Annotated in this window: 19 protein-coding genes; 1 reads left to right on the forward strand and 18 read right to left on the reverse strand. The window is 49.8% G+C overall.

The annotated features are described in order from the left end of the window. Positions 1-30: 30 nt before the first annotated feature. A complete protein-coding gene (locus tag ACN0TT_RS04015) occupies positions 31-1,164 on the reverse strand; it encodes an HDOD domain-containing protein (RefSeq protein WP_417760856.1) in 1,134 nt (377 codons plus the stop codon). A gap of 135 nt (positions 1,165-1,299) precedes the next feature. Here ACN0TT_RS04015 and ACN0TT_RS04020 point away from each other — a divergent pair, with 135 nt between their 5' ends. Further along, positions 1,300-2,607: an HD domain-containing phosphohydrolase gene (locus tag ACN0TT_RS04020; RefSeq protein WP_417760857.1), complete on the forward strand. Its 1,308-nt coding sequence runs from the start codon at positions 1,300-1,302 to the stop codon at positions 2,605-2,607. Between the two features lie 179 nt (positions 2,608-2,786). On the opposite strand, the gene ACN0TT_RS04025 is transcribed toward ACN0TT_RS04020, so the two are convergent. From ACN0TT_RS04025 to ACN0TT_RS04105, 17 genes are all read right to left on the reverse strand, one after another. Continuing rightward, on the reverse strand, positions 2,787-4,121 hold the full coding sequence (locus ACN0TT_RS04025) for an ATP-binding protein (RefSeq protein ID WP_417760858.1): 1,335 nt from the start codon (positions 4,119-4,121) through the stop codon (positions 2,787-2,789). 3 nt (positions 4,122-4,124) lie between these two features. Continuing rightward, entirely contained in the window at positions 4,125-4,703 is a 579-nt protein-coding gene (locus tag ACN0TT_RS04030) for a chemotaxis protein CheC (RefSeq protein ID WP_417760859.1), read from the reverse strand. Next, positions 4,700-5,065 carry a response regulator gene (locus ACN0TT_RS04035; protein WP_417760860.1) on the reverse strand — a complete coding sequence of 122 codons (366 nt, stop codon included), beginning with the start codon at positions 5,063-5,065 and terminating at the stop codon, positions 4,700-4,702. The genes ACN0TT_RS04030 and ACN0TT_RS04035 overlap by 4 nt, the downstream gene beginning before the upstream one ends. 103 nt (positions 5,066-5,168) lie before the next feature. Further along, positions 5,169-8,198 carry an EAL domain-containing protein gene (locus tag ACN0TT_RS04040; protein ID WP_417760861.1) on the reverse strand — a complete coding sequence of 1,010 codons (3,030 nt, stop codon included), beginning with the start codon at positions 8,196-8,198 and terminating at the stop codon, positions 5,169-5,171. 362 nt (positions 8,199-8,560) lie between these two features. Then, positions 8,561-9,619, reverse strand: coding sequence for a protein-glutamate methylesterase/protein-glutamine glutaminase (locus ACN0TT_RS04045; RefSeq protein WP_417760862.1), 1,059 nt, complete (start codon positions 9,617-9,619; stop codon positions 8,561-8,563). A 48-nt stretch (positions 9,620-9,667) separates the two neighbouring features. Further along, positions 9,668-10,177, reverse strand: a complete 510-nt coding sequence (locus ACN0TT_RS04050) for a chemotaxis protein CheD (protein ID WP_417760863.1) — start codon at positions 10,175-10,177, stop codon at positions 9,668-9,670. 2 nt (positions 10,178-10,179) lie between these two features. Then, a complete protein-coding gene (locus tag ACN0TT_RS04055) occupies positions 10,180-11,019 on the reverse strand; it encodes a CheR family methyltransferase (protein WP_417760864.1) in 840 nt (279 codons plus the stop codon). Next, positions 11,016-11,588: a chemotaxis protein CheW gene (locus ACN0TT_RS04060; RefSeq protein WP_417760865.1), complete on the reverse strand. Its 573-nt coding sequence runs from the start codon at positions 11,586-11,588 to the stop codon at positions 11,016-11,018. Before ACN0TT_RS04060 ends, ACN0TT_RS04055 begins: the two co-directional genes overlap by 4 nt. Before the next feature lie 6 nt (positions 11,589-11,594). Next, entirely contained in the window at positions 11,595-13,523 is a 1,929-nt protein-coding gene (locus tag ACN0TT_RS04065) for a HAMP domain-containing methyl-accepting chemotaxis protein (RefSeq protein ID WP_417760866.1), read from the reverse strand. Between the two features lie 47 nt (positions 13,524-13,570). Further along, positions 13,571-15,733 (reverse strand): chemotaxis protein CheW, encoded by a 2,163-nt coding sequence (locus tag ACN0TT_RS04070; RefSeq protein ID WP_417760867.1) that lies wholly within the window; start codon positions 15,731-15,733, stop codon positions 13,571-13,573. Between the two features lie 24 nt (positions 15,734-15,757). After that, a complete protein-coding gene (locus ACN0TT_RS04075; protein ID WP_417760868.1) occupies positions 15,758-16,075 on the reverse strand; it encodes an STAS domain-containing protein in 318 nt (105 codons plus the stop codon). Positions 16,076-16,086: 11 nt separating this feature from the next. After that, the gene (locus ACN0TT_RS04080; RefSeq protein ID WP_238895385.1) at positions 16,087-16,455 is read right to left on the reverse strand and encodes a response regulator; all 369 of its coding nucleotides are present in this window, start codon (positions 16,453-16,455) and stop codon (positions 16,087-16,089) included. A gap of 47 nt (positions 16,456-16,502) precedes the next feature. Then, positions 16,503-17,672, reverse strand: coding sequence for a methyl-accepting chemotaxis protein (locus ACN0TT_RS04085; protein ID WP_417760869.1), 1,170 nt, complete (start codon positions 17,670-17,672; stop codon positions 16,503-16,505). Between the two features lie 234 nt (positions 17,673-17,906). Then, on the reverse strand, positions 17,907-18,344 hold the full coding sequence (locus ACN0TT_RS04090) for a PaaI family thioesterase (protein WP_417760870.1): 438 nt from the start codon (positions 18,342-18,344) through the stop codon (positions 17,907-17,909). Between the two features lie 68 nt (positions 18,345-18,412). Continuing rightward, positions 18,413-20,119: an FAD-dependent oxidoreductase gene (locus ACN0TT_RS04095; protein ID WP_417760871.1), complete on the reverse strand. Its 1,707-nt coding sequence runs from the start codon at positions 20,117-20,119 to the stop codon at positions 18,413-18,415. Between the two features lie 540 nt (positions 20,120-20,659). After that, positions 20,660-21,160: a NifB/NifX family molybdenum-iron cluster-binding protein gene (locus tag ACN0TT_RS04100; RefSeq protein WP_417760872.1), complete on the reverse strand. Its 501-nt coding sequence runs from the start codon at positions 21,158-21,160 to the stop codon at positions 20,660-20,662. A gap of 194 nt (positions 21,161-21,354) precedes the next feature. After that, the gene (locus tag ACN0TT_RS04105) at positions 21,355-22,479 is read right to left on the reverse strand and encodes an NAD(P)-dependent alcohol dehydrogenase (protein WP_417760873.1); all 1,125 of its coding nucleotides are present in this window, start codon (positions 22,477-22,479) and stop codon (positions 21,355-21,357) included. Positions 22,480-22,801: the final 322 nt, after the last annotated feature.

The raw sequence follows: 22,801 nt of genomic DNA on the forward strand, positions 1-22,801 counted from the left end.
ATCTGAGACGTCGATATAGATTGTTACGCGTTACAACCTATGCTGCAACGCGGCATGTAGCGCGGGCGTTTCAATCATGCTGAGCAAGTTGCGCCGTTGGCCGCCGTTGGCCAGTAACCAGTGCTTAGTAATAAACAGAATAAACTGCTTCAACTGCTGCTCGTTATGCTCGTTGGCGGCGGTATCTTGCTTTAACACCATATTGCAGAAGTCGTCTGGGTAGCCCCACAGTGTGAGAATGTAGGCACTCACCAGCGCACTATTTTCAAAGTGAGTCAGCGATAAATTACCACTGACCATCTCAGGTTTTAGCAGTGCTTGGTGCTGCAGACGCGCCGCGACTATCAAGCGTCCTAAGCCACTGAGCATCGCGGCGGAAAAGATATCGTCGGCGGCTTCGGTGGGCCAATCCAAGGTTTCCACAATCTGCCGCGCTAACTGCGCGTGTTGAAAAGCCGCGTCGTTAATACTGCGCAACACCGCCACAGGAATATGCGCGGCAAACGTTTTATCGACCAACATCGAGGTGACTATCGCTTCGGTCAGTTTTGATCCTAAGCGCATGATGGCTTCAAACAATGAGGTGGTTTTACGGCCAAAGCCGAAAAACGCCGAATTGGCATATTGCAGCAGTTTGCCGCTCAATACCGCATCGTGAGAAATCAATGCGGTGAGTTTTTCTAGATCTACCTCAGGCTCACGCATGATACGTTTAAACTTAATCAGCAGTTTGGGCATGACCGGCAGCTCTTGTAGGCCGCCAAGATAGTGGCGTTCATCGGCGGTAAACGGCAACTTTTGCAACCGCTCGGCACAAGCAAATAGATAGGCGAGATCTTGCTCCGTATAAGGTTTGCCAATCATAAAATGGCTACAGTGATTCAGGCTTTCCAGCACTGTGGGCGAGGTATCTCCGGTGAGTAACACGCGAATAGCGCTGGGCATCGCTTCGCGCACTTGCTGCAATAGCTCATTGCCGCGCAGCCCCAACATCAAATAATCGCACACCACCACATCCACGGCTTGCGTTATCTGCTGCTGCCAACCGCTGGGGTCATCACACAACAGAATTTGCCAATCCGGCCGAATACGTCGCGCAGCGCGTTGCAACGCCTTAAGCACTAGCATATCGTTATCAACAAAGAGTACCTTCAGGGTCGCCATACTCTTCCCCATCTAACCGCGTTTGACTGCCCGAATAGCGACAACAGAATAAGTCGCTATCAACTTGATAATACTCAGTTTACAACATAAATTTAATTTGCGAGCTAAATGACCAGTTTTCTTAGGGGAAACCGCATGACTCAAGTAGAAAGTGAGCCCCAAGCCACCGTGTTATGTGTTGATGATGAACCGAGTATTTTGAAGTCATTACAACGCTTATTTATGGGAAAGTCGTTCAATATACAGCTGGCCACCAGCGGTGCAGCGGCGCTTGAGATCATGGCGAAAACACCGGTACAAGTGATTATTAGCGATATGCGTATGCCGCAGATGAATGGCGCACAGTTCCTCAGTGAGGCGGCCAAGCTGCAACCTAACTCCTATCGGATTCTGATGACGGGCTATGCCGATCTGGCTTCAACCGTGGCCGCCATTAACATAGGTAAAATTCACCGTTATGTGCAAAAGCCGTGGGACAACACCGAACTTCTCGCCTTGGTGGATGAAGGGCTGCATTATTTTCGCCTACTGACTGCCAATAAGTTACTCACCGCCAAAGTTGCCAAACAAAATAGGCAGCTAAAGGAGCTGAACCACAATTTGGAACAGTTGGTAGAGCAGCGCACCAATCAGCTAATACGCACCATCAATCAAGTTAAAAGTTTGCTGGCCGACCGCGAAACTGAAAACAATGCCATTCTCGAAGTGCTGTACAACATCATCAGCATCAACCCGCAACTTAGCGGTGACTACGCCCGTTGTGTGGCAAAAACGTCGCTGGAGCTGGCGCAAATGGCCAAGTTAGATGAAGACTTGTGCCATACCATTGAACAAGCGGGGCTGTATTGCGAGCTGGGTAAGTTGAGTTTTTCCACCACCTTGTTGGAAAAACCGATGCATAAAATGGTCGGTGCTGAGCTGAACTCCTACCTGAAACACCCACAGCTGGCGGAAGATATTCTGCGTCCCGCCGTACACCTGCAGCCGATGATTGAAGTGATAGTGCATCAGTATGAAAAATTTAATGGTGATGGCGAGCCAGCACAACTGTCGGGCCGCACGATTCCCGTGGGATCACGTATTTTAGCCGTGGCCCGTGACTTTTGGGGCTTGCTGTTTAAACAGCTCAATCCACGTGACATGAGCCATGATGAAGCCTACGAATTTCTCAAGCGACAACAAGGCAATAGCTACGATCCAGACGTGATCGCACTGCTGGCGGAGCTGATCAAACGTAATAAGAAAGTGGCACAAGCGGAACCTAGCAATGAGGGGCTCACCGTCGACCAAGTGAGCGTGGGCATGAAGCTGAAACGCAATTTGTACAACAGTCGCCAAATGTTGATGTTGCCCAAAGGGCATGTGATCAGCCAAGAAACCATTGATAAGCTAAATCTGTATCTGACTAAACACCGAGAAGTGCTGCGGTTAGTGGTGGAATAGCCCGATGCGTTGGTGTCCAGCCACCTTCGCCTAGAGGCTGTTTATCTTTAGTGTTTAATTTTTGTTCAAATTAAACGCGTTATGAACGAGGCGAGACCTGCGACGCTTAGTCAACTGAGCAAGCTGGGCGCAACAACGTTCAGAGTGCGTTTAAATGAACCAGCAAAGATAAACATCCCCTAGTCGGCCAAATGGGGAGCCGCGTTCAAAGCCCGCTGCTCGTTCTCCGCCACCTGCTGCTCGGTCAGCATTGGCAGAGTAATAGTAAACTCTGTGCCCTTACCCCGTTGGCTAGTCACGACGATCTGCCCTTGGTGTCGTTGCACAATGGAATACGATAGCGATAGCCCCAACCCCGTGCCGCTCCCCACAGGTTTTGTAGTAAAAAACGGGTCAAAAATCTTATCCAGATGGCGTGCTTCAATGCCGCTCCCCGTATCGCGGATCACCACCTGTACGCCGTTGTTATGGCGCTGAATGCTGATATAGATATCTCCATTGTGCTCAATCGCTTGTGCCGCATTGACCAATAGGTTCATGAACACTTGGTTAAGTTGCATCGGTTGGCAATAGAGTTGTGGCAGCGCTTCATCGTAATCGCGATGTACCGCCACTTTATATTTCAGCTGGTTATTGACGATCTTCAAGGTGTTTTCCATACCATCACGCAGGTCGGCATATTGCCACTCGCTGTTATCCACATGGGAGAACGACTTGAGATTCTTTACGATAGCCGCCACACGGCTGGTGCCTTCCAAACATTCGTTCACCAGCTCAGTAATGTCTTGCCGAATAAAGCGATATTGCTGCCGCTCAAAAAAGTCAGCCTTGAGTTTATGGTAGGAATCTGGCGTGGCTTTATCGATAACCTTTTCACTGAATTCAACAATTTTTAGCAGGTTGCCGACGTAGTCTTTCAGGCTTTGCAGGTTGGAGTTAATAAAACCGATCGGGTTGTTGATCTCATGTGCCACCCCAGCGGCCAGTTGACCGATAGAGGCCATTTTTTCCGCTTGTAACAACTGCCCCTGCGCCATCTCTAATTTGTTAATCAAGGCGCGCTGCTCTGCATGTTCCGCTTCCAGTTGCAGCGCCAACTCTTTTTGCGCATTAAAGTAACCAGCCAATGCGGTTACATCTTGCAGGATCAGGCAGATAGATTGCACTTCACCCCCCACAATCTCTAGCGGCACTATCTCCATATTTTGGTACATCAAGGTTTCTTCGCCGGTGATCGGCCGACTACTTTTGAACTTGAAAATATGTGGACGATGCTCCCAGTAGGAGAAACTGGGGTTATTGAGTACCAACACACTCTTGAGTTTCTTTTTCAGAAAAGCGGCTTCATCTTGAAACAATTCGAGAATATTGCGTCCGATCACGGCCTCGCTGGGCATGTCCATGCGGTCGGCAAAAAAGCTGTTCCAGTAGCGAATATTGAAATCTCGGTCTAATACGCAAATCCCCAACGGCAGCTTATCAACTAAGGCATCGCATATTAAGGTGTCGGCCATGGCTTACTCCAATAAGGCGTTGAGGCGGCTGATTAAACTATCAACGGATTTATCTTCAAGACAGATTAACACCTTCGAGCCAAACATCGATTTTTCGACGTTAAATTCGACCTCCATCAGCAGTGCAGAATCCCAGCGAAACTGCTGCTCCTTATCTTGCGCAGGCCGGTATGCGGTAGGCATGCTCAGATTGGCCTTTAGCTCCAATTGGTCGGCAAACCCTTTGAGACAAGCGCCTGCGAGAATATTGGCCAGCTCCAATATCAGCTCTTCGGTGGTACTATCATCGAGTGGCAACGGATAATCCATCAGTGACGCCATGGTATCGGTACCCGACTTTGACAACAGCGCTATCACTTCACCACGCAGCGATCCCAAAAAGGATTGGCGGGAAAACCAATAGCGATCATCTGAGTCAAAAATCTCGGCAAACTCCGAGGGAGTGACGGTCACAATATGCGGAATCGATAGCGCAATTTTAGTTTCGATAAGCTTGGCCAGTTCATTGGCCGCCTGCCCCATCGAGATGTTCATCAACTCCTGTAAAACATCGCGCAGCTCTTCACCAAGTCTGTCGTTCATATCAACCCCACCTCAGATAGCGCCTGATGTAGCTCATTAGGTGATAAAGGTTTTTTGAGAAAACGGTAAGCACCGAGTGAATTGACCAGTTCTACCGCTTCTGGCTGAATATCAGCGCTGATAACAATCACAATGGTTTTGTTGTGGTGTTCGTTGAGGTATTGCAGCACTTGAAAACCATCGACCTCTGGCATGGTCAAATCGAGGAATAGCACATCGGCTAACCCCGCCTTCACCGCATCAATGGCTTCTCGTCCATTTACAGCTTCATGCACTAATACGTCCCACTCCTTTGGTAATGCTCGCATAACAGTTTTACGTGAGAAGGCCGAATCATCGGCAATAGTGACAGGAACTGACATGGAATCTCCTCTATTTGCGAAGAACTAATGCTAAAAAGTATTTTCGCCAGTTGGAGATTTGTCAAAGCGTGAGCGCTTATACCTTTTGCTATTACCTTGAATGTTAAGCGGTTACCCCCTTAGATATAGCTGAGCTAGGCTGATCGCGTTGCGTGGCTGGCGCTAAGTAGCGTGCGGCAAAATCTGCGGCGGGGATGGGTTTGGAGAAGTGGAAACCTTGGTAGTAGTCGCAACCGAGTAGCATCAGCAGTTGTTTTTCCTGTTCCGACTCAATCCCTTCTGCCACGGTAGTCAGTTCCATAGTATTCGCCAGCGAGATAATGGCGTTAACTATGCCCTGCTTTTTACTGTCTTGGTCAATATCGGTGACAAAGGCACGGTCAATTTTGAGCGTACTGATTGGAAAATCAAATAGATAAGACATGCTGGAATAACCCGTGCCGAAGTCATCAATAGCGATGGTCACCCCCAAAGCACGCAGTGCTTTGAGCGTTGATACTGTGTAGTTGAAATCGCCCATCGCCACCCGCTCGGTAATCTCGAGTTCGACAAGATGCGACGGCACGCCGTAGCGTTCTAACAGGTATTTCAGCTCTTCAATAAATTGTGGTCGCTGGAACATCGGCAGTGACATATTGAGCGCTACCGGCTTCACTGCCAGCCCTTGCGCTAACCATTGCCCTAGTTGAGCAATGACGGTTTCCAGCACCCACAGATCGATCTGCACGATCTGGCCGGACTGTTCCGCAAGCGGAATAAAATACGCTGGCGAAATCTGTCCACGCTGCGGATGCTGCCAACGTACCAGCGCTTCTGCGCTCATCACTTCGTTATCCATGATGCGCACTTTGGGCTGGTAATACAGCTCAAACTCATGCTGTTCCAACGCTTGCGCTAACGCACGTTTGAGGGTGAATTTTTCCATAGCATCCGTTTGCATTTCCGCCGAGAAAAAGGCGTAAGTGCCACGGCCACTAGCCTTCGCCCGATACATTGCTGCATCAGCACTCCCCACCAGTTGATCTAATGAGGTACCGTCGGTGCCAGAGATCGCAATACCGATGCTGCAACCAATATTGACCGTCTGCTCCCCAATCTCAAACGGATAACTGAGGGTCTGAATAATTGCTTCGGCTAAATCAACCGAACTGATACTGTCATAGGGAGCAAGCAGTACAAATTCATCGCCACTAAACCGATATAGTTGCTCGCCTGCGGTTAATACGCGTTGAAAGCGCAGCGCCACCGCTTTTAACAACGCATCGCCAAATTGATGCCCCATGGCATCATTTACATGTTTAAAATCATCCAGATCGATAAACATGGCAACCAATTGTTTATCACGTTGATACGCCTGCTCCGTCAGCAAATAAAATTGCTCCATCAACGAGTTACGATTAGCTAAACCGGTGAGCATATCAAAATTGGCTAAACGACGAATATTTTCGGCGGCGGCCCGTTGTTCAGTAATGTCTTCCATGATGGCAATCAGGTGCTCAATTTCGCCCTGCACATTGCGCACTACCGAAATAGTGCCGCGTTGCAGATAGAGCTGGCCGCTTTTTTTCTTATTCCAGAACTCGCCAGACCAACTGCCCTGTTCCACCAAACTGTGCCATAACGCTTGATAGAAGTGCGGGTCTTGTCGGCCGGACTTGAGAATGCGTGGATTTTGACCGATAACTTCATCTGCACTATAGCCTGTGATGCGGCTAAACGCGGGATTGACCTTGATGATCTGGCCGCTCGGGTCGGTGATCACAATCGATTCATGACCATATTCAAACACTTCATTGATCAAGTTCAGCTGTTGACGGCTCTCAATGGCGCTCAATGCAAAAGTGATATTTTTTGCCAGCCGTTCAAACAGCGCCTGCACGGCTTCATCAAACTCAAAGCCAGTAGAATCAAATACGCTGAGCAGCGCATAGAGTCGGCCATGTTTATAAATTGGGTAAGCAAATACTTGATTGAATTGGCAGTTTTTTTGGCAAGGTGAGCATAACGTAGCATATTCAAAGCGGCTAAAACCTGCCGATTGTTGCAGTCGCTCCGGTGCAAGCTGCAGAGTGTCCCCAGTGTCTAAACATTGATTGGTAGGGTAGATATACAGTTGCGACATCTGCACTAATTGCGGCTCATCCGCCGCAGTCGGCGGGAAGCCACACACCGCCACACTGGTCTGCTCTACGCCGATTTTATGGGTGACGATACGGCAAACTTTCTCAAACACTTCGGCTTCTGAATAGTTATCACCCACCATCTCTTGGTTAATCGCGCTCAACGCTTCATACATGCGTTTACTGCGACGAATGCGCACCAAGCTGCGGTCTCGTTCAGTAAGCAAGGCGGTAATCAGCAAATTTAAGGTATGAATGGCAATGATCAGTAGCGACAGCAACAAGTAATTGCGGATTTCAAGTTCGATGCTGGTACTGCCCTGTGCACGTTGCAATAGATAGAGCGCCAGCAAGCCGTTAGAGGTCAGAATCCACGCATTGATTCTCATTGAAAAGTACGCAGTAAAAATGCCGTACAACGGCACAAAGATAAAGCTCTCCGGCGGTACGCCGTAGCTCAGCACCCACGCTTGGTTGAAAATGGCAAAGGTCAAAGCGCCGGTTGCCAGCCACGCTAGCAAGGGCACTAACGGCCAACACCGCGCTTGATGTTTGCCAATTTCCATCAGCAGGATCACCGAACTGAACAGGACCGCGGCCAGTGACAACTGACTGAACCAGTAAGCCCAGGTTAACGGCAATGGCAGCGGCTCAGGATTGAGCACCACCGCAGGAATGCAGGCCAGCAGCGCACTGGGCAATAAGCAGCCTAGCGCTAAATAGTTAAACGCCACTTCCATGCGTTCAAAATTAATGTGCTCTAGATTGAAGATACGAAACAGGAAAAAACCGACCAAACCTTGCAGCCAAAAGGTCAACGCGATAAGCACAGCATCAGCGAATGGCTGTTGGTACAGCAGTCGTTGTGACAACACGCTAAGCAACAATACACCAAGAATAAACGGCACGTCTTGTTGCATACGCCGTGGCACCAGTAACAAGGCTGAGCAGAGCAACGCGCCGCTGGGCTCCAGCGGGATAAACTGATGCGGCGACGCAAACGCTGTCGCCATCAGGACAGACGTTAGCGCGTAAACTATTAACCAAGTGGTTCGGTAATGATTAAAAAGCTGGGTTATCGTTTTTGTTAGTTCACCCACATCGCATCCCTTGTCGATAGTTGTTAGCGCACATTTATTTCTGGGGTGTTCATCCTACTCGCACCGTCGATATATAAATACCGACACATCGAGAATGCCACGTTCATTATCGTGATAAATGCAGTGAGCCATATGTGTTACTTGCTGAAACATAAAGAATTTATGCTATGGGATATTTAGTCTTAGCTCAATTAATTGTCATGATCATTTACAAAAATGTATAGCAGATCACGTAATAGTGTTATGGCTTTCAGTGGGGGATTTAACGCGGCATGTTACAACTCAGTGATTTCGCTTGCGACATCATCTAAGGTGATAATACGGCAAGCGGCATTTAGCTCAATCGCCTCCTTTGGCATACCAAACACCACGCAACTGGCTTCATCTTGGGCGATGGTATCGGCACCTGCTTGGCGCATCTCTAATAAACCTCGGGCGCCGTCATCACCCATACCGGTAAGAATATAGCCGGCAGCATCTGTGGTCGCAATTTTTGCTACCGAGCGGAACAACACATCAACCGCGGGTTTATGGCGATTCACCAGTGGCCCATCAATCACGTTAACCGAGTAACGCCCTCCGATCTTAACCAGTTGCATATGGCGGCCACCGGGAGCGATCAAGGCGCGGCCGGGTAACACTAAGTCACGGTCTTCGGCCTCTTTGACCTCAATCTGACACAGTGAATTCAAACGCTGGGCGAACATGGCGGTAAACTTCTCCGGCATGTGCTGCACAATAACGATGCCTGGCACTTCCACAGGTAAGGCGACCAAGATGCGCTCCAACGCTTGGGTGCCGCCCGTAGAGGTACCAATTGCTACGATGTTGCGCCGATGCTGACGCGGCGCGGCGGAATTGCGGGGGACAGCGGCTTTGAGCATTGGCGGCTTAGCGGCGGCTTTAACAATGTTTTTGAGGCGCGCCGAGGCGGCAGCTTTGACCACACTGACCACATCGTTGGCACTATCTAGTAGGAAGCCTTTCAGGCCCATTTTCGGCTTAGTGATAACGCCAAAGGCCCCTAGCGACATGGCTTTCATAGTGACATCTGCACCCTGCTCTGCCAGTGTAGAGCAGATAATCACTGGCGTTGGCCGCTGCTGCATAATCTGTTTAAGAAAGGTCAATCCATCCATGCGTGGCATTTCAATATCCAGCACCACAACGTCCGGCCACTCTTTTTCCATGCGGCGCATGGCAAAAATAGGATCGGCGACCGACGCCACAGAAGCAACAGCTTTGTCGCCCAGTAATAGCTCACTCATCACCTGCCGGACGACGGCTGAATCATCCACTATCAGTACATTTACTCCATGAGTCGCCGTCATCATCTGTGTTCTATCCTTATCCAGCTACATTGTGACAGGCGCTGCGCCACATTAACTGTAATAACCATATTGCACCCACACATTGCCATTGGTTAATTCAAAATGCACCTTGCGATAGCGCTTCCCCCCCACATCTTCCGCTTTAATACTGAAGCCAGCGGCAATCAACTGAGTGCGGCCAAAGCGCACATTAGCATCAGCCACATTCAGCTCGGGATTGAGCCGATCATTAAGCTGAATAACATGACCACCCCCAAATAACTTCACGTGAAACGCCGACGGCTTATGCCCCGTGCTGGCAATATGTTGTAAAAAATATTCCATCACATCACTACCATAATAGCCGTGTGGATGATGGGCGTTCTTACAAAACTGGTAACGTTCGGGCAACAGGTAATGGCACATGCCACCAATTTTGTCGCGAGGATGCCAGAAGGTCATCGCCACACAGGAACCCAGCAGTGTGTGCACCACTAACTCTGAGCTATGCTGCTCAAAATGCAGTTCACCAGGCTGCAATGAAATTCGCTTAAAACCTTGGTCACCGGGAAAGCCATTCATCGTCACGCCACCAAATAGATAGATGGTCGTATGAGCGTTAGCTGATTCGCGATGCCATTTAAACTCTCGGCATGGCCAATGAGCAAATAGCTGCCCGGTTTCATCTGTCGTTGTACATTGGCGATCACTCTTTCTTTGGATGCCGCATCAAAATAGATCATCACATTACGCAAGAAGACCAGATCAAATTGCCCCAGATCGTCCGGTAGCTGTTGCAGATTGGCTTGCCGAAAACTCACATGGCGGCGCAGCTCCCGAGCAATTTTAAAGGTGCCGACCTTACTGCCAGTGCCTTTTAGACAAAACTGATGCAACTGCGCTTTGGGGATGTTATCTGCTCGCAACATGGGATAAATGGCATTACGAGCTTTCTCCAGCACCTCTGCATTAATGTCAGTACCGACGATCTCCCACGGGCCGTTGTGGTATTGCGCTAACATCATCGCCAGTGAATAAGCTTCCTCGCCAGTTGAACTGGCCGCACTCCAGCAGCGCAGTTTACGTTCCGCCTTCAACGGTAAAATCACCTCGCGGATAAAATCAAAATGGGCAATTTCGCGGAAAAAGAACGTTTCATTGGTTGTGAGTAAGTTAATCGCCGTTTGGCGTTCCACCACTGACAGTGGATGTTTAGGATGGGTCAGCATGTCGATATATTGCTGAAAACTGCTGAACTGTAACTCGCGCAGTCGCCCTGCAAGCCGACTGCTGACCAGCGCTTTTTTATTGTTAGATAACCGAATGCCCGCCGCTTGATAGACCCAACGGCTGATCTGCTCGAACTCTTTGTCGAGCAGGTTCACCTGTAGATATGGCTGGTCCTGTGCGGGCTTGGCCATCATGGTGCTAAGCCTTCCTGCTCGGCAAAGTCGCGCACTTGCTCTACCATCGCCATCTCGGCAATCGACAGCACTTTATCCTCAGCCAGAATCACTACAAAGTCATCGTCAATTTTGCCCATGGCACGAATAAAGTCGGTACGAATGGCAGCCCCGAAACTGGGAGCATTACGCAGGTTATCGCTGCTGATCTCTAACACCTCCGACACACTGTCCACCATCACGCCTATAACTTGTGCGCTATCGTCACTGCTGCTCACTTCAACAATCACAATGCAGGTACGACGTGTCACGCTGGTGGCAGCTAAACCAAAGCGCCGCGCCAAGTTCACCACGGGGATCACCTCACCGCGCAGGTTGATCACGCCTTCAATAAATTCCGGCATCATCGGCACTTTGGTGACTTTGCCGTATTCCAAAATCTCCTTAACGTGCAAAATGCCAAAGGCATAAAGCTCCTGATTGAGGAAAAACGTTAGATACTGCGAGCTCTCATCAAAGTTGGCATAATCCAGTTCGCTCAGCGCGTGATTGGCAGGCCCTACCTCGTTGTTTTTTTTTGCTGTCATCATCGCCTCCTAAAATCGAACGAACTCCCCGTCATCGTCAGTAGCGCTGCTACTCGGCGCAATCGGTGTCTGTGGTGCTTTGCGCGTAGGTCGTTGATGAGAGGAATGTGCCGTTTTGAAGAAGGTCATTAACTGCTGCAATTGCTGAGCTTGGCTGCTCATCTCTTCAGCGGTGGAGGCTAACTCTTCCGACGCCGAGGCGCTCTGCTGGGTAATACTATTGAGCTGTTCCATCGCTTGATTGATTTGTGTGGCGCCAGTAGATTGCTCAGCCGAGGCCGCGCTTATCTCTTGCACTAAGTCAGACGTACGCTCGATGGATGGCACCATTTCTTGCAGCAATTTGCCCGCTTGCTCGGCCAGTCCCACACTATTTTTGGCAACCTCACCAATCTCTTGCGATGCAACTTGACTGCGTTCGGCCAACTTACGTACTTCAGCCGCCACCACGGCAAAGCCTTTACCATGTTCGCCAGCACGCGCCGCTTCAATTGCGGCGTTTAATGCCAACAGGTTGGTCTGATAGGCAATATCATCAATAATGCCTATCTTCTCCGCGATCGACTTCATCGCAGCCACGGTTTTCTCTACCGCATTGCCACCCTCACGTGCTTCTTTAGCGGCTTTCGATGCCATGCCATCGGTCACTCGCGCATTATCGGTGTTTTGTTCGATCGAAGCCGACATCTGCTCGACCGACGACGTGGTTTCTTCTACGCTGGCAGCCTGTTCGCTCGCACCTTGGCTCAACGATTGTGACGTTGCGGACACCTGCTCAGAGGCGGAAGCTAACGCATCACTGGCGCTGTTCACATCGCCCACAATTTGCGATAACTTGCGCACCATGGTCTGAATATTGGCAACTAGGCTGGTTTGATCGTTTTCCCGCAGATCAAATTTCACCGTGAGATCGCCCTCGGAGATATTTTTCACCAAGGCCGCGGCGTAATTGGGTTCACCACCGATTTGACGCAGCACTGAGCGGGTGATGATGTACCCAACAATGCAGCCCATCAGCAAGGCAATCGCACTGACTATAAGTAACAACCATTGTGCCTGTTTATTGGATTGTTGCAGTTGTGGGCCAAGCGCATCTTGCTGGCCTTTGATATCCATCATCAGCTCTTGCAGCAGCGTGGCGATGTTACGGCCGCCAGCCGTCAACTTAGTTTCCATCAGTTGGTTGCGCTGCTTAATAGTCGCCACCACGTCCTCGAACGTTTTGATATAGCGGTTGCTGGCGGCTTCGAGTGTTCTCAATGTTTCGTGATCATTGTCGCTGGTCAGCAATGGGTCAAGTTGCTTTAGATCCTCTTCAAACTTGAGATGTTCGCTGGTCACTCGCTGTACGTTTTCTTCACTGTTGCTATCCAAAAATTTCACCACATAGAGGCGCATTAACAGCAAGTTACGTAAGGTAAGCGCGGCAGTGTAGGATAGCTCGCCGTTTTTGCTTTCCTTCGCAGTACGTAACAACTCGGCCATGTTGATTTCCATCTCAGGGCCAAGCTTATCGAGTTGATCTTTCACCAACAGCTCGCGTTTTCTCACTAGAGACACAATCTCTTTAAAGGTTTCATCATAAAGCGCTAGCTCTTTTTCCATTTGACCGTAGATTTTTAGCTGACGCTCTTCTACCACCATTTTTTTAGCTTCAGGAATAATATCTAATAAACTGGTCCAGCTTTGTTCTTGCGCTTGTAGAGCCTCTGGCGAAGGTTGATTGTAGTAATACAAGGTTGCTAAGCGCATCGACAGCATGCTGGACTGAATACGTCCAACCTCTACGGTATTTCGGGCATAACTGCGGTAAGTATTAAAGCCGCTGTCTGCGGTATACAGCGCATTAAAGGAGATGACGACGGCTAGCGTCAGCAGTATGAGCACAATACCGAAACCGCCCCCCAGTTTTACGCCAAGTTTCATATTTTTCAGCATATCCGTGTACCTTCCTTAAACCGCTGTGTGACTTGTTTTGCTTGCCATTAACGCCGATATTGCAACTGCTCACATGCAATGACTGAATCAAGTAATCCGTGAATATCGAGGATCAGCGCCACGCTGCCATTCCCCAAAATGGTTGAACCGCTAATGCACCCCACGCGCGAGAACAGCTTACCTAGCGGCTTGATAACCGTTTGAAACTCGCCATATAAGCGATCCACCACAATGCCCGCAGCTTGCCCACCAGACTGCACCACGACGATGCTTTGCCGTCGCGGTTTGCCACCGCGCATTGCCAAGTATTCGCGTAGAAAAATCAGCGGTAACACCTGTCCGCGTAAGTTGATATAAGGCTCGTCAACGTCATCAAGTTCGCCTGGGGTCAACTCTAAACATTCCAATACGCTATCGAGTGGTAGCACGTACTGCTCATCGGCAACGCCGATGACGAAGCCATCGATAATCGCCAAGGTCAGTGGCAGAATGATACGCATAGTTGAGCCGAGCCCGAGTTTGCTGATCACTTCCACACGGCCGCGTAAGTCGGTGATATTGCGCTTAACCACATCCATACCGACACCACGACCCGATAAATTGGACACTTGGGCCGCGGTGGAAAAACCGGGTTCGAAAATAATGTTGAACAGCTCTTCATCACTGAGGTTGCTTTGCTCGTCGAGCAGCCCCTTTTCAATCGCCTTGCGCCGAATCATCTCAGGGTCTAGCCCTTTGCCATCATCACCGACCTCAATGACGATGTTGCCGGAGTCATGAAAGGCATGGAGCGAAATCACACCACGCTCAGACTTGCCGCGGGCAACGCGAGTCGCTTGTGCTTCGATGCCGTGGTCAATGGCGTTGCGTACCAGATGCATCAACGGGTCGCCAATTTTTTCGACCACCGATTTATCTAACTCAGTCTCAGCGCCGGAGATCTGTAGTTCGATGTCTTTGTCCAACTCTTTGGCGATATCTCGTACCACCCGCTGAAAACGGCTAAAAGTCGCGCCAATCGGCACCATGCGCAGTTTCAGTGCGGCATCGCGTACCTCTTCCAGCAAGCCGTTAAGGATCGACACCGATTCACACAAATTGCCGTCTCCTAAACTATCTGCGAGCAGTGAGGTGCCCGCGCCAGCGGTAACTAACTCGCCGACTAAGTTGATCAAATGGTCGAGTTTATCGGCATCCACGCGCAGGCTTTTTTGCTCTTTGGCTAGCGATTCACGCACTTTACTTTGCTTGGTGAGCGCCGCATCCAGCACCGGATTTAGTGTGACGTCGCTGTGCGCTAGAATTTCGCCGATGGGGGCTGTAGGAGACTGCTGTTGCTGGGATAAGGCACGCTGCAACTCCGTCTCGGTAAGCGCGCCACACTGCACTAAGATCTCGCCTAAACGCTGATCGATCTCTGGCATGGATTCGATCAGCTGGATGTACTCTGCCAATTGGCTGTTCGGCGAAATAATGTGTAATTCGCTATCTTCTTTAATAAATTCAAAGACGTCTTCAATCTCCTGTTTGCTAGCTTGTGAAGCAAACTGGATGGCAAACCCGAGGTAACAACTTTCGCAGTCGTACTTTTCCAACGCAGGTATAAACTCTGCCAACGGCGTTACCGAGACGATTTCGCCCAAGGTTGAGAGGTAGGTAAGAAACGATAACGGGTCCATCCCATCGCGAAAGGAGTTAATTCCAAAGCGAATCGAGATATGCCAGCAATCGTTGCTAACAGCGTCCGAGCCCATACGTTCATAGGGCGGCGGTGCATTCGCTACTTGGGTGGTAGAGGAGGAATTTGCGGCACTATGGCTCTCGGCCGCCAAATGTTGTCGCAGCTGCGCCAGCAATGGCTCTCCAGCGCTGGCGTCGGCCTCAATGTTCGCTGCTGCGGCTTCAACTAATGAGGCGATGTGGTCTCGACAAGACAGCAACAGTGACACCAGTGATTCATCAATGCCAATTTGCTGATTGCGCAGCCGATCCAACACACTTTCAACCACATGGGTAAAAGCAACGATGGCATCGAGGTTAAAGATCCCCGCCGAGCCTTTAATGGTATGCGCGGCTCGAAAAACGGCATTGAGGCTTTCTTGTCGCTCAGCTTCTTCAATACCTTCCAGTTGCAGCAGCTGGTTTTCCATATCCTCTAACAGCTCAAGGCTCTCGGTGAAAAACGTTTGCAGCGCAGCATCCATGTTCATCGCACAGTCTCCTCGCCCTCTGAACTAGGCTTCACCTGATAGCAATACCGGATCATCAAACCAGTTAAGTAATCCCAGCAGTTTGAAGAGATTGACTACCGCTGCAGAATGATTAACGAGGCTAAAGGCTTTATCTAGCCGCTGCCGTTCCTGCCGCGCCATCATCAACAGTTGTGCACCGCTGCTGTCGATCTCGGAGACATCTTTGAGATCAACCACTAAGCTCGCTGCTTGCCCCACCCAAGGGGTAAATGCCTGCGCTAGCGCTTCAATGTCATAGATGGTCATCTCACCCGCAAAACTCACGGTATCGACGCCAGCGGCGTGGGTATGCGTCATCATTCGACCACTCCTTACGGCATAATCAGCTTGCCAACGGCGGCCATAAGTTGCTGCGGATTGAAAGGCTTAACCACCCAAGCCTTAGCGCCAGCCGCACGCCCTTGTTCCTTTTTCGCGGCTTCTGATTCAGTGGTCAACATGATGACGGGGGTAAATTTGGTGTCAGGCCGCGCTTTCAACTCTTTGAGTAAGGTAATGCCATCCATATTGGGCATGTTGACATCACTGATCACTAAATGGACACGGTTGCCCGTCAGTTTAGCTAAGGCATCGCGTCCATCACTTGCCTCAATAGTGCTGTAGCCCGCCCCTTTGAGTGTCATGCTGACAACTTGACGAATCGAGGCTGAATCATCCACTACCAGTATGGTTTTACTCATATGCGATATCCCTTCTGCTTATTTAAACGACGATGTTTATGGGAAAACTAGAAGAAAGTAATGTCATCATCTTCCTCTTTGGCACGCTGTTCACCACTATGAATATGGTGCTGCTCAATCATGGTGTAGCGCTGCGTCATGTTGCTTAACCAAGCATCAACATCAAGCTTAGTCGCTTCATCGGGTGATGTTTGAAATTGAGCAACTAAACTCGCCAAATCGGCCAAGTTACCTTTTATGGTCTGTAATACTTGGCTGACACGGTCTTGGAATTGCAGCTCCATGATGACCCCAGATATGGCGTTTCTAACCTCTTCGGAATCGTTGAGCAGGTCGCGTGATTGCTGCTCCAGCGCCACTACAATGTCAGTAAAGTGCGAGGTCACTTCATCAATACATTGCTCGGTTTGATAGATCTGTTGTGACTCTTGCTCCATCGCCTGCTGGGCGGTGGTGAAGGTTGTTTCAATCGCTTCATTCACCAGTCCGACTTTTTCGGTCATCTTGGTCGCGGTTTCTTGCGAGCGAATGGATAAGGAACGCACTTCATCGGCCACCACGGAAAAGCCACGGCCTGAATCACCAGCACGAGCTGCTTCAATGGCTGCATTCAATGCTAATAAGTTGGTGTTTTTGGCTATCACCACCACATCCGCAGCCATATCGCTGAGTTCTGTCGTGTAATTTTCCAAATGGTGCATCTGCTCTAACATGGCAGCACGGGAGGATTGGGTTTCACGCAGTGCTGAAATGGCTTCCGTAAGACGGTTACTGCTGCTACGGATCACATCAACCACCTGCTGTTCACCGTGTTGATTACTGCTCGATGAAATGGTGGCCGCATGGGATAGATGTTCGGCCAGTTGACCAAAGAGAGTGGATAAGCCAGCAACGGCGGCGGTGGATTGGTCGTCGGCGTAATCGATATGCCTCTGCCAAATCGGCAACGATTTATCTAATAGCAGCTCTAACGCTGTCGATGATGTGGTCGTCGCGGCCGCCGCTACCTGCGCACTATTGGCGTTGGTCTGTGTTTGGGGGGAAGCCGAAGCCGCCATTACCATTAAACGCTGCGCCGCCCACACACTGATAATTGCGCCAATAACGCTGGCAATCAGCACTGCTAACCACGCTGTCCCTGTTAAGTTAAACGCCGTAAGCACCAACGCAATAAGCACAATCGGTGCAAGGGCAATAACCACTAACCAAAGCATCATAACAATCGACTCAATTGATTATATGTTGAAATATCCATCAATTGAGTATTGCAGAACATTAACGCTCTACAAGAAAACTTAAGTGTGTTTTTTAATCACATACTTAAATCACAAAAAATATTGTTTAATTTTCAGCAAGTTAAAATTTACGTAAATACTCTCATGCTTTTCATTTGTGAGCTGTATTGCTATACACAGTTGTTTTATAAGAATTTTAGCTGAGTTGGTTAGCAGTCACTGCAGCGCCTCTGTTACCAATTTCACGACCTTAGGCTGCATAAACTTAGCCAGAGCACTGGCATAACAACGCCCATTCGCCACCAGCTCAGCCTCCATCGAATAGATACCACGAGTGACCGCAAGCTGCCGACCAATCACCGTTAACCGTGTGCCGACAGCAATCGGATAGTGATAACGAATATTCAAACTGGCGGTCATCGCTTCAATATCTTGCATCAGCAAACATTGGGTCATGGCCGCATCTAACAAGGTTGCCGCAATACCACCGTGCAATACTCCTTGGTAACCCTGATAAGCAGCTACAGCCACAAAACGTGCTTGCACCTGTTGTGGCGGCATTGCTCGAAACCGTAAGTGAAGCGATGCTCTATTGTGCTGTGGTGTGGCACACACCACACATTCTCGATGACTCTCTGCATAAATAAACGTCATTTTTCATCCTTGTGATACAAAAACAGCCACTCAATCTGAGCGGCTGCTTAAAGTTAACTACCGCTCAGTTAATAACTGGCGATGCTCATTTGATAGGTTTTGTAGCCGCCCGTCAGATTGCGCACCTTAAAGCCGTGTTGTTGCAGCATACGGCTTGCCACGTGACCGCGCAGCCCCACCATACAGGTCACTAAAATCTCTTTATCTTTCGGCAATTCATCTAAGCGCTGCCGCAATTGGTCGAGTGGAATATTTAACGCGTGGGGAAACGCGCCAATGTTGCTAAGCTCTGGTGGATTACGCACATCCAACAGCAACTGTTCGTCAGTCAACGCCAGCACATCTTCGACCTGACACACAGGATCTACGCCATCGAGTAAGTTGGTTGCCACCATGCCAGCTTGGTTGATCACATCTCGCGCCGAACCAAATGGTGGCGCATACGTCAGCTCAAGATCTGGCAAATCACGCACGGTTAATCCCGCACGCTGCGCCACCGCCAGCACGTCGATACGCTTGTCAATCCCATCTAATCCTGCGGCTTGCGCCCCAAGAATTTTGCCGCTGTCAGGGGCAAACAATAGCTTGAGGGTGACCGGCTGCGCTCCGGGATAATACCCCGCATGACTCGCCGCATGCACATAGACTTTTTCGTAGGCCATCCCAAGGCGCTTTAGAGTTTTCTCGTTGAGCCCAGTACTGGCGATCGCCATATCAAACAGTTTACAAATCGCCGTGCCTTGCGTTCCGCGGTAATGTTTATCGCCACCCAGCATGTTGTCGGCGGCGATACGGCCTTGGCGGTTGGCAGGCCCAGCAAGTGGCACTAAGGTGGCGTTGCCCGTGACAAAATCCGCCGTTTCAATCGCATCGCCCACGGCATAGATGTCGGGATCTGAGGTCTGCATGGCGCTATTCACCTTAATACCACCGCGATCGCCCAATGCGAGTCCGGCTTTGCTGGCGAGTAGCGTCTCTGGCCGTACGCCGATCGCCATGATCACGAGATCGGTGGCTACTTGGCCGTGGGATAGCGTCAATTGCAGTTCGTGTTGCGCGGTTTCCGCCACATCATACTGAGCGGTAGCATCCGCTTCAGCAGGATGCCGCTCAATCGGCGTAATGGCTTCAAGGCCTGTATTAAGCCGCAAATCTACACCGTTGCTGAGCAGTTTTTGATGCAGCATGTTGGCCATTTCTGGGTCGACAGAGGCCATCACCTGCGCAGACAATTCGACTAATGTCACGTTTAAACCTCGATGGCGCAGCGCTTCCACCATCTCTAATCCGATAAAACCACCACCGACTACGGTCGCATGGCGCGGTTTATGGGTGGCGATAGCCGCGAGAATGGCATCCATATCGGGAATATTTCGCAGGGTGAATACCAACGAATGATCACTGCCAGCAATGGCCGGTTTAATCGGTGCGGCACCTGGGCTGAGTAACAGCTTGTCATACGTTAACTGGTAGGCTTCGCCACTATGCTGGGACGTCACCGTTAGCGTTTTTTGCTGACAATCGATGGCGGTCACTTCACTAAATACCCGCACATCCACATTGAACCGTTGCTTAAAACTCTCAGGAGTTTGCAGCAGTAATGCATTGCGCGACTCAATCTCACCGCCGATGTGATACGGCAAACCACAGTTGGCAAACGACACAAATTCGCCGCGCTCCAACATAATAATTTCGGCATGTTCATCCATGCGACGCGCCCGTGCAGCGGCTGAGGCACCACCCGCTACACCGCCAATAATGACAATTCTGCTCATATTCACTCCTATTTATCCATTCCTGCAGACAGGCCTACTCAACGCTGATCGCACAACAGCCCAGTGTCGATGTCGTCGTAGCAAATGCCTAAGCCCAATGCCACACCACCGTTGAGGCCAACGGTAAACGCTGAGGGCGGCGAACCTTGGTTGCATCCAACCCGTTGAGTTGGCTATGCAGCACGGGCCGCGCCTTGTTCATAACGTATTTAATTTGAAAAGTCAGACGCTAACGGGTTAACACCCCTCAACTCATTGAGTTGATGTTTAGCCCAACATTGGCGCTGCTGCCAACCATTACAGTGACTCGGCGACTGCCGCGCAGTATGCATAAAAATGATGGTGGCAGAATCCAAAAGATTTTTCTACATTAGATTTATTTTATGAATAGCTAACATAAGCTAAAAAAGGTGCGGTCCACGAAGGATAGACCGCCCCTCCTCCCTTAAGCGAGGAGAGCTAAGATAACCGAGAAAGATTGGACATTCGACGCCATTGAATAGTTGATGTGGCACCGTTAAAGCGCCACGGTTTCGGCCGCTAATGCTGATGGCAACAATGTCCATGCTCACGGTGATGTTGGCAGTTATGCCCTGCGGCTGGCTGTCCGTCGCCCTGTTGCTGCTTGCAACAGCCCTGCTCGCCACCATGCTCGCAGCCACAGGTTCCAGCTGCGTGCTTGTGTTGAAAATTCACCGACGGACGCCCTTGATCCGCAGAGGTTAGTGGCAGCAGATAACGCGGCGCATCGGCCAGAAATTGTTGGCTATCCCAGCGGCTGGAACCGATTTGAAATACCGCGAACTTGCTCTGTATTAGCCGTGCTAACAAGCGCTCTCCGATGTTGCGCACAACCACCCGCTGCGCCTGTTGTTGCTGCAGTAACTTAATAATGTTGGCTTTGGCGGCACAACCTTGCGCTAATGCAGGATTGTCCGACTCAGCCAACGTTGCGCCGTGCTCATCAATAAATAAAAAGCTATCAGCCTTGCTGAAATGATTTGCGATTTTATCGCCCGTCATCGGAATAGCAGTGATCATCTTTTGCTCCTTATTGTCAGCTACTATCGCTAACATTTACGTTTTAATAAATAGCATATGCAATTTATAACGCTAATAAATGGCATATGCTAAGTATTTTAACGCCAAAATGATCATTGTTCGATCCAGCTCACATTGTGAGCTGCCATAAAAAAAGGAAGCCCGCGGGCTTCCTTGACGCAAAGCAGTTTTGCTTATTTAGCGATACGCACGATTGGCTTCAAAGTAATCCCTTTTTCGCTATCAGCCGCCGCTTCGTTGATCTGCTCAAAATCGTAGAATTTCACCAACTTGTCGAATGGGAAACGACCTTGTTGGAACAGTTCCACCAGCATTGGGATAAACTGCTTAGGATTAGAATCACCCTCTACGATACCGCGAATGGTTTTACCACCCAGCAGCAGATCGTTCACATCGAAGCTTGAATCTGTGCCCAATTTAGGCGCACCAACAACACCAATAGCACCCAACAGGCCAAGTGAATCAATACCTTGGCGCAACACTTGTGGGCGACCAGTAGATTCCAACGCGAACTTAGTGCCGCCGTTAGTGATCTCTTTGATGCGAGCAACCGGATCTTCTTCCAAGCTGTTGATGACATGGGTAGCCCCCAGTTCCAACGCCAGTTCCAGACGTGAAGGCACTACGTCAACGGCGATGATAGTGGTCGCACCAGCAACACGCGCCGCCAATACCGCTGACAGACCGACAGCACCTGCACCAAATGATGCAAAGCTGCTACCAGGGGCGACTTTCAGTGAGTTAATCACCGCACCAGCACCGGTTTGAATACCACAACCCAATGGGCCAAGCAGTTCCAATGGCGCATCAGTTGGCACTTTCACGGCGTTGCTTTCTAGGCTCAGTGCGTAAGAAGCAAAAGACGATTGTGCAAAGAAGTGGTCATGCAGTGGTTCACCTTTAGCGTCTTGTAGCGCAGTTTTGCCATCTGTGCCCGAACCTTGGAAGTTACGTGGGTAAAATTCATCACAATACGCCGCGTGACCATCAGAACATTGATGGCAGTGGCTGCAGTAACCGTAGGTCAGTACCACGTGGTCACCCACTTTGAGGTCTTTCACTTGTGGGCCCACCGCTTCAACAATACCGGCACCTTCGTGACCGAGTACCGCAGGCAACGGCACTGGATAGTATTGATCGCGCACGATCATATCGGTGTGACACATCCCGGTAGCGAGCACTTTGACTAAGACTTCGTCGTTCTTGGGCGCACGAATACGCGCGTCTTCAATCACAAATGGCGCACTCTGTTCACGAGTGACGGCTGCGCGGATATCGTAAAAAGCTGGAGAACTCATACTGCACCTTCCTTGACTACAAAAGGTTAAAAGACCGACTTGCGGGCCAGCGATTAGGCTGAAGCCAGAGCAAGTGACAAGGCAAAACGCTGCTGTGGAGATACTTTGACAGAAGTGCTCAAACCGCAACGTATTTTGTTAACTTAGTCACAAAAATAACGCCGAAGCTGCCAAAAAAACATTGCGTTTTTTCTATAGGTTATTTCTATTTTTTAGAATGATTTTACGTTTAAGGAGTAGATCAACAACGCTCTAAGGAGAAAGAAAAACAGATATCAGCGACTGTCATATTATGTAACTGACCAAAGCAAATCGTGAATAG

The organism is Shewanella sp. (assembly GCF_048265805.1).
Classification (GTDB): domain Bacteria; phylum Pseudomonadota; class Gammaproteobacteria; order Enterobacterales; family Shewanellaceae; genus Shewanella.

Coding starts and splice junctions, on each gene's coding strand:
- ACN0TT_RS04015 (WP_417760856.1), bottom strand. CDS start 1,164: ATGGCGACCCTGAAGGTACTCTTTGTTGATAACGATATGCTAGTGCTT.
- ACN0TT_RS04020 (WP_417760857.1), top strand. CDS start 1,300: ATGACTCAAGTAGAAAGTGAGCCCCAAGCCACCGTGTTATGTGTTGAT.
- ACN0TT_RS04025 (WP_417760858.1), bottom strand. CDS start 4,121: ATGGCCGACACCTTAATATGCGATGCCTTAGTTGATAAGCTGCCGTTG.
- ACN0TT_RS04030 (WP_417760859.1), bottom strand. CDS start 4,703: ATGAACGACAGACTTGGTGAAGAGCTGCGCGATGTTTTACAGGAGTTG.
- ACN0TT_RS04035 (WP_417760860.1), bottom strand. CDS start 5,065: ATGTCAGTTCCTGTCACTATTGCCGATGATTCGGCCTTCTCACGTAAA.
- ACN0TT_RS04040 (WP_417760861.1), bottom strand. CDS start 8,198: ATGGCGACAGCGTTTGCGTCGCCGCATCAGTTTATCCCGCTGGAGCCC.
- ACN0TT_RS04045 (WP_417760862.1), bottom strand. CDS start 9,619: ATGATGACGGCGACTCATGGAGTAAATGTACTGATAGTGGATGATTCA.
- ACN0TT_RS04050 (WP_417760863.1), bottom strand. CDS start 10,177: ATGAATGGCTTTCCCGGTGACCAAGGTTTTAAGCGAATTTCATTGCAG.
- ACN0TT_RS04055 (WP_417760864.1), bottom strand. CDS start 11,019: ATGATGGCCAAGCCCGCACAGGACCAGCCATATCTACAGGTGAACCTG.
- ACN0TT_RS04060 (WP_417760865.1), bottom strand. CDS start 11,588: ATGATGACAGCAAAAAAAAACAACGAGGTAGGGCCTGCCAATCACGCG.
- ACN0TT_RS04065 (WP_417760866.1), bottom strand. CDS start 13,523: ATGCTGAAAAATATGAAACTTGGCGTAAAACTGGGGGGCGGTTTCGGT.
- ACN0TT_RS04070 (WP_417760867.1), bottom strand. CDS start 15,733: ATGAACATGGATGCTGCGCTGCAAACGTTTTTCACCGAGAGCCTTGAG.
- ACN0TT_RS04075 (WP_417760868.1), bottom strand. CDS start 16,075: ATGATGACGCATACCCACGCCGCTGGCGTCGATACCGTGAGTTTTGCG.
- ACN0TT_RS04080 (WP_238895385.1), bottom strand. CDS start 16,455: ATGAGTAAAACCATACTGGTAGTGGATGATTCAGCCTCGATTCGTCAA.
- ACN0TT_RS04085 (WP_417760869.1), bottom strand. CDS start 17,672: ATGATGCTTTGGTTAGTGGTTATTGCCCTTGCACCGATTGTGCTTATT.
- ACN0TT_RS04090 (WP_417760870.1), bottom strand. CDS start 18,344: ATGACGTTTATTTATGCAGAGAGTCATCGAGAATGTGTGGTGTGTGCC.
- ACN0TT_RS04095 (WP_417760871.1), bottom strand. CDS start 20,119: ATGAGCAGAATTGTCATTATTGGCGGTGTAGCGGGTGGTGCCTCAGCC.
- ACN0TT_RS04100 (WP_417760872.1), bottom strand. CDS start 21,160: ATGATCACTGCTATTCCGATGACGGGCGATAAAATCGCAAATCATTTC.
- ACN0TT_RS04105 (WP_417760873.1), bottom strand. CDS start 22,479: ATGAGTTCTCCAGCTTTTTACGATATCCGCGCAGCCGTCACTCGTGAA.